This is a genomic window from Variovorax sp. M-6, assembly GCF_052114385.1.
Taxonomy (GTDB): Bacteria; Pseudomonadota; Gammaproteobacteria; order Burkholderiales; family Burkholderiaceae_C; genus Variovorax.
This window is the reverse complement of the sequence record NZ_JBFREQ010000030.1, coordinates 40,973-53,547: the sequence shown is the minus strand read 5'-3', so window position 1 is coordinate 53,547 and position 12,575 is coordinate 40,973. Positions and strand designations below refer to the sequence as shown.

The 12,575-nt window shown below is 68.7% G+C and carries 10 protein-coding genes; 6 read left to right on the top strand and 4 right to left on the bottom strand.

From position 1 onward, the window contains the following. Window positions 1-9 precede the first annotated feature (9 nt). Both AB4Z46_RS27280 and AB4Z46_RS27275 read right to left on the bottom strand, forming a co-directional pair. The gene (locus AB4Z46_RS27280; protein ID WP_442286685.1) at window positions 10-1,563 is read right to left on the bottom strand and encodes a 3,4-dehydroadipyl-CoA semialdehyde dehydrogenase; all 1,554 of its coding nucleotides are present in this window, start codon (window positions 1,561-1,563) and stop codon (window positions 10-12) included. Then, window positions 1,560-2,024: a 4-hydroxylaminobenzoate lyase gene (locus AB4Z46_RS27275; protein ID WP_442286684.1), complete on the bottom strand. Its 465-nt coding sequence runs from the start codon at window positions 2,022-2,024 to the stop codon at window positions 1,560-1,562. The genes AB4Z46_RS27280 and AB4Z46_RS27275 overlap by 4 nt, the downstream gene beginning before the upstream one ends. Window positions 2,025-2,190: 166 nt before the next feature. On the opposite strand from AB4Z46_RS27275, the gene AB4Z46_RS27270 reads away from it, so the two are divergent. The 5 genes from AB4Z46_RS27270 (at window position 2,191) to AB4Z46_RS27250 (ending at window position 8,305) form a co-directional block, all read left to right on the top strand. Continuing rightward, the gene (locus AB4Z46_RS27270) at window positions 2,191-3,123 is read left to right on the top strand and encodes a helix-turn-helix transcriptional regulator (RefSeq protein WP_442286683.1); all 933 of its coding nucleotides are present in this window, start codon (window positions 2,191-2,193) and stop codon (window positions 3,121-3,123) included. 134 nt (window positions 3,124-3,257) lie between these two features. Beyond that, window positions 3,258-4,928 carry a 2,3-epoxybenzoyl-CoA dihydrolase gene (gene boxC / locus AB4Z46_RS27265; RefSeq protein ID WP_442286682.1) on the top strand — a complete coding sequence of 557 codons (1,671 nt, stop codon included), beginning with the start codon at window positions 3,258-3,260 and terminating at the stop codon, window positions 4,926-4,928. 38 nt (window positions 4,929-4,966) lie between these two features. After that, window positions 4,967-6,394: a benzoyl-CoA 2,3-epoxidase subunit BoxB gene (gene boxB / locus AB4Z46_RS27260; protein WP_442286681.1), complete on the top strand. Its 1,428-nt coding sequence runs from the start codon at window positions 4,967-4,969 to the stop codon at window positions 6,392-6,394. Between the two features lie 185 nt (window positions 6,395-6,579). Next, the gene (boxA, locus tag AB4Z46_RS27255; protein WP_442286680.1) at window positions 6,580-7,857 is read left to right on the top strand and encodes a benzoyl-CoA 2,3-epoxidase subunit BoxA; all 1,278 of its coding nucleotides are present in this window, start codon (window positions 6,580-6,582) and stop codon (window positions 7,855-7,857) included. A gap of 10 nt (window positions 7,858-7,867) precedes the next feature. After that, the gene (locus AB4Z46_RS27250; protein ID WP_442286679.1) at window positions 7,868-8,305 is read left to right on the top strand and encodes a MaoC family dehydratase; all 438 of its coding nucleotides are present in this window, start codon (window positions 7,868-7,870) and stop codon (window positions 8,303-8,305) included. Window positions 8,306-8,356: 51 nt separating this feature from the next. Here AB4Z46_RS27250 and AB4Z46_RS27245 read toward each other — a convergent pair whose 3' ends face one another. Next, complete coding sequence (locus AB4Z46_RS27245) at window positions 8,357-8,992, bottom strand: response regulator (RefSeq protein ID WP_442286678.1); 636 nt, start codon at window positions 8,990-8,992, stop codon at window positions 8,357-8,359. Further along, window positions 8,989-10,074, bottom strand: coding sequence for a PAS domain-containing sensor histidine kinase (locus tag AB4Z46_RS27240; protein WP_442286677.1), 1,086 nt, complete (start codon window positions 10,072-10,074; stop codon window positions 8,989-8,991). The genes AB4Z46_RS27245 and AB4Z46_RS27240 overlap by 4 nt, the downstream gene beginning before the upstream one ends. A 266-nt stretch (window positions 10,075-10,340) precedes the next feature. On the opposite strand from AB4Z46_RS27240, the gene AB4Z46_RS27235 reads away from it, so the two are divergent. Continuing rightward, on the top strand, window positions 10,341-12,566 hold the full coding sequence (locus AB4Z46_RS27235; protein ID WP_442286676.1) for a DUF6351 family protein: 2,226 nt from the start codon (window positions 10,341-10,343) through the stop codon (window positions 12,564-12,566). Window positions 12,567-12,575 lie beyond the last annotated feature (9 nt).

Genomic DNA, 12,575 nt, shown 5'->3' with positions numbered 1-12,575 from the left:
GGCCCCGGCTTACTGAAGCCCGAGCTGCGCCAGCACGCCGGGGCTGGCCTGCACGGCGCTCCTGCGGTGATAGAAGTCCAGCGCCCGCAGGCCGCCCAGTTCGGCGCCGCCGCCGGCGCGGCCGGGGCCGCCGTGCAGCGACATCGGCATCACGTTGCCGTGGCCGGTCTGGGCCTGCGCCACCTCGGGCGTGATCACGTGCACGCGGCCGTGGCTGGCGGCGATCTGCACGGCCACCCGGCCGAGCTCGGCGTCGTCGGCGCCGTAGAGCGAGGTCACCAGCGAACCCTGGCCGCGGTGCGCGAGCGCGATCGCATGGTCGAGGTCGCGGTAGGGCAGCAGCGTGGCGACCGGGCCGAAGACCTCGATGTCGTGCACGCGGTCGGCCGCGTCGGCATCGCGCGCGCCCAGCAGCACCGGGCCGATGCAGGCGGCGACGGCCGGGTCGGCGTCGACCAGCGGCTGCCGGCTGCCGTCGTGCAGCACCCCGGCCTGCGCCTTGAGCGTCTCCAGCCCTTCGCGCACCGCGGCCAGCTGGGCGCGGCTCACGAGCGAACCCATGCGCACGCCCTCGCTGCGCGGATTGCCCACGGTGACGCCGGCCAGCTTGGCGCCGATGGCTTGCGCCGCGGCGTCGTAGACCGTGGCGGGCACCAGGATGCGGCGGATCGCGGTGCATTTCTGGCCCGACTTCACGGTCATCTCGCGCACCACTTCGCGCACCAGCAGGTTGAAGGCGTCGGAGCCCGGTGCCGCATCCGGCAGCAGCAGGGCGGAATTCAGGCTGTCGGCCTCGATGTTCACGCGCGCCGAGCGCTGCGCGACGGCCGGGTGCGAGCGAATCACCGCGCCTGTCTCGGCCGAGCCGGTGAATGAAACGACATCGAAGGGCTCGAGCTGGTCCATCAGCCCGGCCGAGCTGCCGCAGATCACCGACAGCGCGCCGGCCGGCAGCACCCCGGCCTCGACCACGTCGCGCACCATGCGCTGCGTGAGCCAGGCGGTGGAGGTCGCGGGCTTCACGATCACCGGCACGCCCGAGAGCAGGGCCGGCGCGGCCTTCTCCCACAGGCCCCAGGACGGGAAGTTGAAGGCGTTGATGAACAGCGCCACGCCGCGCGTGGGCACTTGCAGATGCTGCGACTGGAACAGCGGCTCCTTGCCGAGCTTGACCGGGTCGCCGTCGCGCAGCGCGCGGACGTCGCCGAGCGCATCGCCCCACTTGGCGTACTGGCCGAGCGTGAAGATCGCGCCGTCGATGTCGACCGCCGAGTCGTTCTTCACCGTGCCCGAATTGGCGGTGGCGATCTCGTAGTAGACGTCGCGGTTGGCTTGCAGCACCTTGACGACAGCGGCCAGCAGGCCGGCGCGCTCGCGGTAGGTGAGGGCGCGCAACGCGGCGCCGCCGGTTTCACGTGCGAAGCGGAAGGCGCCGGGGAGGTCGAGCCCGGTGGCGTCGACCCGTGCCAGCTCGGTGCCGAGCACCGGATCGACGAGCACCGTGCCGGCGCCGCTGCCGGCCTGCCAGCGGCCAGCCACGTAGTTGGGAAGAAGTTCGGTCATTTGGTGAACTGGATTTGCCCTTCGGGCAGCAGATAGAGGACCAGCGCGCGGCCTTGCGCGACGGTGGGGCGATGGGCGCTGCCCGGCGGGTAGACGCACCAGCCGGCCGGCCGGCCGTCGAAGGTGGCGTCGCCCTCCAGCGGCATGATCAAATCGATCTCGCCGCCGGGATGCGTGTGATGCGGCCCGGCGATGTCCCGCATGTCGACCACGTCGACCGAAAAGCGGCCCAGCGCGTCCTCGGCCTTGAACACCCGTCCGTAGCGGATGCCGCCGCCCTCGCGCTCGCACAGCCAGCCTTCGGCCACGCCCTCGACGCAGGCCTGCTTGAGGCCTTCGAAGGTGGGGCTGCCGGCGCCGTGGTGGGTGTTGAGCCAGCGGTCGAGCGCGTCGTCGAGCGGCCGGCCGGCAATTTGCGACGCCAGGTCGGCGACGCGCTGGTGGAAGGCTTGCTTGGACATGGGATGTTTCTTCGTGCGTGGGGAACAAACTTGCGGCAAATGCTCTGGTGCAGTATCTTGCCTGTGCACGAACCATAAGCACCGACACAATGGGTGTCAAGCAATATAGTGCATGAATACGCGTTAACCCTGAGTTGCGGCCATCCGAAGACAACGAGAAAGAGCCATGAACGAGCGAGCAGTCGACGCGGTATTGACCGTGCCCCATGAGGCGACCCCGCCGGCCGAAGAGGCCAAGAACCCGCTGCTGGCGGCGCTGGGCGAGCGCGTGCGCAACCTGCGCGCGCGCCGCGGACTGACGCGCAAGGCCGTGGCGCAGGCGGCCGAGGTCTCGGAGCGCCATCTGGCCAATCTCGAATACGGCATCGGCAACGCCTCGATCCTGGTGCTGCAGCAGGTGGCGACCGCGCTCCATTGCTCGCTGGCCGAGCTGGTCGGCGACGTCACGACCATTTCCCCCGAGTGGCTGCTGATCCGCGAACTGCTCGAGGACCGCAGCGAGGCCGACCTGCGCCGCGCCCGCATCGCGTTGGGCGAGCTGCTCGGCACCGCGGCCGGCGACCCGGCGCGGCACCGGCGCATCGCGCTGGTCGGGCTGCGCGGGGCGGGCAAGTCCACCCTGGGCCAGATGCTCGCGGACGACCTCGAAGTGCCATTCGTCGAACTGAGCCGCGAGATCGAGAAAATCGCCGGCTGCAGCGTGCGCGAGATCCACGACCTCTACGGCACCAACGCCTACCGCCGCTACGAGCGGCGCGCGCTCGAGGAAACCGTGCAGATCTACAGCGAGGTGGTGATCGCCACGCCCGGCGGCATCGTCTCCGATCCGGCCACCTTCAACCAGCTGCTGGCGCACTGCACCACGGTCTGGCTGCAGGCCGCGCCCGAGGAACACATGGGCCGGGTGGCCGCTCAGGGCGATACCCGCCCGATGGCCGCCAGCAAGGAGGCGATGGACGACCTGCGCCGCATCCTGAGCGGCCGCGCGGCCTTCTATTCGAAGGCCGACCTCAGCGTGGACACCAGCGGGCGCGGCCTGCCCGACAGTTTCCAGCTGCTGCGCACCGCGGTGCGCGAGGCCATGGCCCAGGAAGTCTGAGTCCGCTTCGGGACCTGTAAAAAAGTCATTCCAGTGTTGACGCGTCCGTAAACATGCAGCATGATGCATGTCCCGGCGCTCGAAAAATGCATTATTGTTCCTCGACGCCCCCGAACCCCACAGGAGACCTCGACATGACCGACACTGCTGCTCACCCCACCCGCGTGGACTACCGCACCGATCCCACGCAGTACCGCCACTGGAAACTGAGCGTCGAGGGCCCGGTGGCCCGCCTGTCGCTGGACATCGCGGAAGACGGCGGCATCCGCCCCGGCTACAAGCTCAAGCTCAACAGCTACGACCTGGGCGTCGACATCGAGCTCAACGACGCGCTGAACCGCGTGCGCTTCGAGCATCCCCAGGTGCGCTCGGTGATCGTCACGAGCGGCAAGGACCGCATCTTCTGCTCGGGCGCCAACATCTTCATGCTGGGCGTCTCGAGCCATGCCTGGAAGGTGAACTTCTGCAAGTTCACCAACGAGACCCGCAACGGCATCGAGGACTCGTCGAAGCACTCCGGCCTGAAGTTCCTCGCGGCCGTCAACGGCGCCTGCGCCGGCGGCGGCTACGAGCTGGCGCTGGCCTGCGACGAGATCGTGCTGGTCGACGACCGCTCCTCGTCCGTGTCGCTGCCCGAAGTGCCGCTGCTCGGCGTGCTGCCCGGCACCGGCGGCCTGACCCGCGTGACCGACAAGCGCCGTGTGCGCCATGACCTGGCCGACATCTTCTGCACCAGCGTCGAAGGCGTGCGCGGCCAGCGCGCGGTCGACTGGCGCCTGGTCGACGCGATCGCCAAGCCGGCCCAGTTCAGCGCCGCGGTGCAGGAACGCGCCGCCAAGCTCGCGGAAGGCAGCCTTCGCCCGGCCGAAGGCAAGGGCGTCAGCCTGGCACGCCTCGAACGCGAAGACGGCGCCGACAGCCTGCGCTACGAGCACGTCACGGTCGAAATCGACCGCGCCCGCCGCACCGCGACCCTGACGGTCAAGGCGCCGAAGGGCGCGCAACCCGCCGACATCGCCGCGATCGAAGCCGCCGGCGCCGCCTGGTGGCCGCTCGCGGTGGCGCGCCAGCTCGACGACGCGATCCTCAACCTGCGCACCAACGAGCTCGACATCGGCACCTGGCTGCTCAAGACCGAGGGCGACGCCCAGGCCGTGCTGGCCAGCGACGCCACCATGCTCGCGAACAAGGACCACTGGCTGGTGCGCGAGACCCTCGGTGCGCTGCGCCGCACGCTGGCCCGGCTCGACGTCTCGTCGCGCAGCCTGTTCGCGCTGGTCGAAGAAGGCTCCTGCTTCGCCGGCACGCTGGCCGAGCTGGCCTTCGCGGCCGACCGCGCCTACATGCTGGCGCTGCCCGACGCCCCCGAGAAGGCACCCAGGCTCACGCTGAACGAACTCAACTTCGGCTTCTTCCCGATGGTCAACGACCAGAGCCGCCTGCAGCGCCGCTTCTATGAAGAAGTCGCGCCGATGGAAGCCGCCCGCAGCGCCGCCGGCCGCGCACTCGACGCCGACGAAGCGTTGAAGCTCGGCCTGGTCACGGCCGCGCCCGACGACATCGACTGGGGCGACGAGATCCGCATGGCGATCGAGGAACGCGCCGCGATGTCGCCCGACGCGCTGACCGGCCTCGAAGCCAACCTGCGCTTCGCGAGCAAGGAGAACATGAACACCCGCATCTTCGGCCGGCTCACCGCCTGGCAGAACTGGATCTTCAACCGCCCCAACGCGGTCGGTGCCAAGGGTGCCCTGAAGGTCTACGGCACCGGCGAAAAAGCCGGCTTCGACCTCAACCGCGTCTGATCCATCCGCCCACAACGAACTCCCAAAGGAAGCACGACATGAGCACGGTCAACTACAGCGAAAAGATCCCCAACAACGTCAACCTCGGCGAAGACCGCACCCTGCAGCGCGCGCTCGAAGGCTGGCAGCCCAACTTCGTCAACTGGTGGGACGACGTCGGCCCCGACGGCTCGACCGCCTACGAGGTCTACCTGCGCACGGCGGTCAGCGTCGACCCGCAGGGCTGGGCCCAGTTCGGCCACGTGAAGATGCGCGACTACCGCTGGGGCATCTTCCTGAACCCGGGCGACGCCAACCGCGAGATCCACTTCGGCGACCACAAGGGCGAGAAGGCCTGGCAGGACGTGCCCGGCGAGCACCGCGCCAACCTGCGCCGCATCATCGTCACGCAGGGCGACACCGAGCCGGCCTCGGTCGAGCAGCAGCGCCACCTGGGCCTGACCGCGCCCAGCATGTACGACCTGCGCAACCTCTACCAGATCAACGTGGAAGAGGGCCGCCACCTGTGGGCCATGGTCTACCTGCTGCACAAGCACTTCGGCCGCGACGGCCGCGAAGAGGCCGAGGCGCTGCTGCAGCGCCAGTCCGGCGACGCCAACAACCCGCGCATCCTGGGCGCCTTCAACGAGAAGACGCCCGACTGGCTGGCCTTCTTCATGTTCACCTACTTCACCGACCGCGACGGCAAGTTCCAGCTGTCGGCGCTGGCCGAGAGCGCCTTCGATCCGCTGGCGCGCACCACCAAGTTCATGCTGACCGAGGAAGCGCACCACATGTTCGTGGGCGAGAGCGGCGTGTCGCGCGTGCTGCAGCGCACCGCGCAGGTCATGAACGAGCTCAAGACCGACGATCCGCAGAAGGTCCGCGCGGCCGGCGCCATCGACCTGGGCACCATCCAGCGCTACCTGAACTTCCACTACAGCGTGACCATCGACCTGTTCGGCGCCGACCAGTCGAGCAATGCCGCCATCTTCTACAGCTCGGGCCTGAAGGGCCGCTACGAGGAAGGCAAGCGCACCGACGACCACGTGCTCAAGGGCCAGACCTACAAGGTGCTCGAAGTGGTCAACGGCCAGCTGGTCGAGAAGGATGTGCCGATGCTCAACGCGCTCAACGAAGTGCTGCGCGACGACTTCATCAAGGACTCGGTGGCCGGCGTCCAGCGCTGGAACAAGGTGCTCGAGAAGGCCGGCATCCCGACCCGCCTGACCGTGCCGCACAAGGCCTTCAATCGCCAGATCGGCGCGCTGGCCGGCATCAAGATGTCGCCCGACGGCCGGGTGGTGAACGAGGCCGAATGGGCCGCGAAGAAGAGCGAATGGCTGCCGACGCCCGATGACTTTGCTTTCGTGGCATCGTTGATGGGCCGCGTGGTCGATCCGGGCAAGTTCGCCGGCTGGATCGCGCCGCCGGTGATGGGCATCAACCGCCAGCCTGTGGACTTTGAATACGTGCGCTTCGGCTGAACGTTGCTCGCCCCCAGGTTGCCCGGCACTTCGTGTCCGGGCGCCCACCCCCTGCCGGGGGCAACACCAGCGGCCTGGCCAAGCCAGTTCCGCGGTGTTTCACGAAGGGGCCTGCGCTTTGCGCGGCCGGGGAGTACAAAGGTCTTGAGCGGTGATTGGCCGCCGGGGCGACAAAGGAGATACCCATGGATATGGCGGTCGATATCAACGTCATCAGGCAGCACCTGATCGACCCCGAGATCTGCATTCGCTGCAACACCTGCGAAGCCACCTGCCCGGTCAATGCGATCACGCATGACGACCGCAACTACGTCGTTCGTGCCGATGTCTGCAACGGCTGCATGGCCTGCATCTCGCCGTGCCCGACCGGCTCGATCGACAACTGGCGCACCATGCCCCTGGTGCGCGCCTACTCGATCGAGGAGCAGCTGACCTGGGACGAACTGCCGGCCGAACTCACGCCCGAGCAGCTCGAGGCCGAAGGCGTCGGCGCGCCGCAGGAGGCGCTGCTGCAGGTGCCGGCCGCGTCGCCGCAGCCGCCCGCGACGCCCGGCGAGGTGGTCTTCAATTCGGCCGAGTACGGTTCCACCGTGCCGCCCTGGTCGGCCGCGCACGCCTACACCAACCTGCATCCGCCGAAGAACCCGACCACTGCCACCGTGGTGGGCAACTTCAACTGCACCGAGGCCGGCTACGAGAACCAGACCCACCACATCGTGCTCGACTTCGGCGCCATGCCGTTCCCGGTGCTCGAAGGTCAATCGATCGGCATCATCCCGCCAGGCACCGATGCCAACGGCAAGGCGCACTTCGCGCGCCAGTACTCCATCGCGAGTCCGCGCAACGGCGAGCGGCCGGGCTACAACAACATCTCGCTGACCGTGAAGCGCGTGCTGGAGGACCACCAGGGCAAGCCGGTGCGCGGCGTGGCCAGCAACTACGTGTGCGACCTCAAGGTCGGCGACAAGGTGCAGGTGATCGGGCCCTTCGGCGCCTCTTTCCTGATGCCGAACCACCCGAAGTCGCACATCGTGATGATCTGCACCGGCACCGGCAGCGCACCGATGCGCGCGATGACCGAATGGCGCCGGCGGCTGCGCAAGAGCGGCAAGTTCGAGAGCGGCAAGCTGATGCTGTTCTTCGGCGCCCGCACGCAGCAGGAGCTGCCGTACTTCGGCCCGCTGCAGACGCTGCCCAAGGACTTCATCGACATCAACTTCGCCTTCTCGCGCACGCCGGGAAGCCCCAAGCGCTACGTGCAGGACCTGATGCGCGAGCGCGCCGCCGACCTGGCCGAATTGCTGAAGGACGGCCAGACCCACTTCTACGTCTGTGGCCTCAAGAGCATGGAAGAGGGCGTGGTGCTGGCGCTGCGCGACGTGGCCACCGACGCGGGGCTCGACTGGGACACGGTCGGGGCCAGCCTCAAGCGCGAGGGGCGCCTGCACCTCGAAACCTACTGATCACGGTGCGATGAAATTCGCCGACTTCCATGCGGGCCGCGTCATCGAGGCCGGCCCGTACCTCGTGACCGAGGCGGAAGTCCTGCAGTTCGCGCAGGCCTACGACCCGCAGTGGTTCCACACCGACGCCGAGGCGGCCGCCGAGGGGCCCTTCGGCGGCCTGATCGCGAGCGGCTGGCACACCAGCGCGATCGCGATGCGGCTGGTCACCGATGCGGCGCTGGCCGGCTCCGAGTCCTTCGCCTCGCCGGGCCTCGCCTTCCTCAAATGGCCGAATCCGGTGCGCCCGGGCGACAGCCTGCGCCTGCTGGCCGACGTGATCGAGGCGCGGCGCTCCGAGAAGCGGCCGACGCTGGGCATCCTGCGCTGGCGCTGGCGGCTCTTCAATCAGCGCGAGCTGCCGGTGCTGGACCTCGAGGCGACCAGCCTGTTCAGGCTGGCGGCCTGATCCGCCGCGCCCGCACGGGCGCGCGTCTTGCCCGGCGCCGGCCCGGACACTTCAGTCGAGCAGCCCGTTGTGAACCGCGTACTGCACCAGCTGCGCGTTCGAGGCGACGCCCAGCTTCTCGAGAATCCTCCGCCGGTAGGTGCTCACGGTCTTCACGTTGATCAGCAGCCGTTCGGCGATCGCGGTCAGGGCTTCGCCCGCGACGATCATCCGCATGATCTGCGACTCGCGCGCCGACAGGTGCTCGTGCGGTCGCGGGTGGGGTGCCAGCCCGTGCATCGAATCGAGCAGTGCCTCGGTCACGGCGGGGGTGATGAACTTCTTGCCCCGGTTGACGTTGCGGATCGCCGCGATCAGGTCGCTCGCCTCCATGTCCTTGGCCACGTAGCCCTTGGCGCCGTTGCGCAGCGCCCGGATCGCGTACTGCGGCGCCGCGTACATGCTCAGCATGACGACGTGCACGGCCGGGAAGCGCGCATGGACCGTGTCGAGCACGTCCAGCCCGCTGCTGTCGGGCAGGTTGATGTCCAGCAGCAGCACGTGGGTGTCGCCGCGCTCGAGCATCGCGAGCCCGTCGCGCCACTCGCCGGTCTCTTCCACGCGCGCGATGTCCGGCGCGTCCTGCAGCACCTTGCGCAGGCCCGAGCGGAACATCGCATGGTCGTCGATGATCAGGACGTTGATCATGCGCGCAGCAGCGGGTTGTCGATGATCGGTGCGTGCAGCGTGATCCGGGTGCCGGCGCCCGGGGCGGAGTCGATCAGCAGGGTGCCGCCGATCTCGTGCGCGCGTTCGCGCATCGAGATCAGTCCGAGCGAATGCCGGGTGGCGTCGTGCCGGATGCTGCCGGCGCCGGGCATGCCGCAGCCGTTGTCCTCGATCTCGAGCCAGAAGGCGTCGTCGCTGCGGCGCAGCCGCACCGCCACGGCCGTGGCCCCGGCATGGCGCGCCACGTTGGTCAGCGCCTCCTGGAAGATCCGGTAGACCGCGATCGAGCGCCAGCGGCACAGGTCGAGATCGAACTCGTCCGGCTGCATGCTCACCTTGAGGCCCGAGCGCTCGCGGAAACGGGCCAGGTGGCTCGCGATCGCCGCGTGCAGGCCCAGGTGGTCGAGCAGCTGCGGGCGCATCGACTCCGACAGCTCGCGCACGTTGTCGATCGCTTCGAGCAGCAGTGCGTTGAGGTCCGCCGTGATGCCGCGGATGGTGCGCGAGCGCGAGCGGCGCGTGATGCGCCCGACGTCGAGCTTCATCGAGGTCAGCAGGCCGCCGAGCACGTCGTGCACCTCGCGCGCATAGTCGGCGCGCTGCTGTTCGCGAATGCTGTTGAGGTGCGAGGCGAGCTGGCGGTACTCCTGCCGCGACTGCTGCAGCTCGGCATCGCGCTGCACCTGGGCGCTGACGTTGACGCCGACGCCCACGATCGCCGGCCGGCCACGGTACTGCATGGCCTCGCCGTGCACCTCGATGTAGACCACGTGGCCGTCGCGATGCAGGCCCTGCGTGATGAAGCGCATGCTCTTCACCTCGCCCGAGATGCGCCGGTTGTAGCGGTCCATCACCTCCGCCTCGTAGTAGGGCGGCACGCATTCGCGCAGCGGACGTCCGGTCATCTCGTCGACCGAATAGCCGGCCATCGCGCCGAAGGTCGCGTTGGAATACTGGAAGTGCTCGTCCTGCAGGATGTAGATGCCTGCCACGGACTGCTCCACGATCCCGCGAAACGGAACGGAATCGATCCCGCTCGTATCAAGGGGCTCGTGCGTCATGGATGTCCTGCGCGTGCCGATGTCCCGGCGCACGCAGCCTTGTCTCCGATTGTTGTCTATTTGGTTAATCCATTGTGCCGCCTCGGGCCGCGTCCCGCATCCGCGTTAAGCCGTAGACGCATGGGTAATTCCCCTGAGGCCGGGGCCCGTTTATCTGACACGAACTTCCCGTTGATCTGACTGGTGGCCGGAGTCCACTCTCCCTAGCATCGGACGGCGTGCCGCCTCTGGCGCGCGCCCACAACGAGAACGACGGAGACATGCGAATGAACGAGTGCTGGAAGCGGGCGCGGCGCGCGGCTGCCTGGATGGGGATTGCCTTGAGCGCGGTGGCGGTGGTCGCGTGCGGTGGGGGCAGCAGCGGGGGCGGCGGCGTGTTCAGCCCGTCCGCAACGCAAACGCCGGCGGCCTCCGGCGATGCGGGCGCGCCGAGCGCCCCCGTCAGGCCCGGTCCGGGCACGCCGGTCGTCCCGGAAACCGGGACGCCGCGACCCGAAGTCTCGCTGGCGGGCCTCAAGTTCTGGCTCGGCGAGATGGGGCCGTCCGGCCCAACGGCCTTCAGCGGGCCGCAGCAGCAGCCCTTCCTGTGCCTGACCCAGCTGTCGGGCCTCGGCGCGCCCGAGGTCGACAACCATGAGGGCATCGGCCAGCCGATCTATCAGAAGCCCGGCGACGCCAGCAGCCCCTTGCTCGGCCACAGCCGGTACTGCGGCGTGAAGACGCAACTGCGCTACGTCTACTACAACGGCAGCGACTTCGTGCCCTTCGATCCGGCGACCCAGTTCAACCCGCTGCCGGCCAACATGCAGCGCGTGCGCGTCAGCGGCGTCGACGTGCCCTTCATCGTGCGGGTCGAGGCCGGCACCATCAACCGCTTCGCCTACAGCGTGGCGATGCTGGCGCCGTTCGCGGAGACCACCGCGCAGCCGAAGGACCTGGACAACACGGCCTGGAACAAGAAGCTGGTCTACTGGATGCGCGGCGGCGTCGGCATCGGCCACCAGCAGGGCAAGGCGATGTGGTTCGGCGGCCTCTGGAGCGAGGAGAAACCGGTCATGCCGCGCCTGCTCGAGCAGGGCTATGCGGTGGTGTCCTCGTCGGGCAACGAGACCGGCGTGCACTACAACCTGCAACTCGGCGAGGAAACGGCCGTGATGGTCAAGGAGCACTTCGTCCAGACCTATGGCGCGCCCAGGTACACGGTCGCGATGGGGATCTCGGGCGGCGCGGTGCAGCAGTACGTCTATGCGCAGAACCGGCCCAAGGGCCTGTTCGATGGAGGCGTGCCGATCCAGTCCTATCCGGACATGGTGACGCAGGTGACCTATGTGTCCGACTGCTCGCTGCTCGAGCAGTACTTCAAGGACGAGACGGGGCTCGCTCCGGGCTCGATGTGGGCCACGTGGAGCAATCGCACGCTGATCGAGGGCCTCGCGACCAGCGACACGTTGAAATCTTCCGAGTGCGTCAAGAGCTGGCTGGGCGCCGGGCCGCTGGTTTTCAATCCGACCTTCATCGTTCCTGATTATTTCGCTGCCGCGACCACCCTTGGCTGGCCCAACGCCTTTGCCAACGTCAAGTGGACCCACTGGAACGACCTGGCCAACATCTACGGCACCGACGCCCAGGGCTTCGCGCCGATCCCGATCGACAACGTCGGCGTGCAGTACGGACTGCAGGCACTGAAGGACGGCGCGATCACGACCGAGGAGTTCCTGCGCATCAACGCCTGCGCCGGCAGCTGGAAGGAACAGAACGAATTCGTCGACTGGCTGTCGGGCACCGACCCCTTCGACAGCCGCAACATGCGGCGCAGCGCGGACTGCCGCACCGACGCGGGCACGCCGGCGCCGCGCCGCAGCGGCAGCCTCAAGGCGATGAACCTGGCCTACACCTCGGGCCAGGTGTTCACCGGCAAGACGCTGGACATTCCGCTGATCGACCTGCGGCCGTGGAAGGAAGACGTGCTCGACATGCACAACTCCCGCCAGTCCTTCTCGGCCCGCGCACGGCTGGCGGCCGGCGGCGGCAATGCCGCCAACCAGGTGATCTGGTTCACGCACGAGACCAGCAAGGCCGACGTGGCCACGCGGGCGACGGATGCGCTCGCGGTGCTCGACGCCTACCTCACGAGCGGCACCAGGCCGGCACGCTTCGCCGACCAGTGCTTCGACGCGGCGGGCCAGTCCATCGCGGCCGGGCCCGGGGTATGGGGCGGCATTCTCGACAAGGGCAGCGCCGGTGCCTGCACCCAGGCCTTCAAGGTCAACACCAGCCCGCGCATGGTGGCCGGTGACTCGTACCGCGGCGACCTGTTCAAGTGCGCGCCCAAGCCGGTCGCCACGGCGCTGGCCGACGGCACCTACGCACCGAGCGCGGGCGGCGCGGCCGATCCGTTCAGCACGGCCGAGAAGGCCTGGCTGAACCGGATCTTCGCCGGCGGCGTCTGCGACTACGCGAAGCCCGACATGGGCCGGCCCGCGGGCCTGTGAATCCGAACG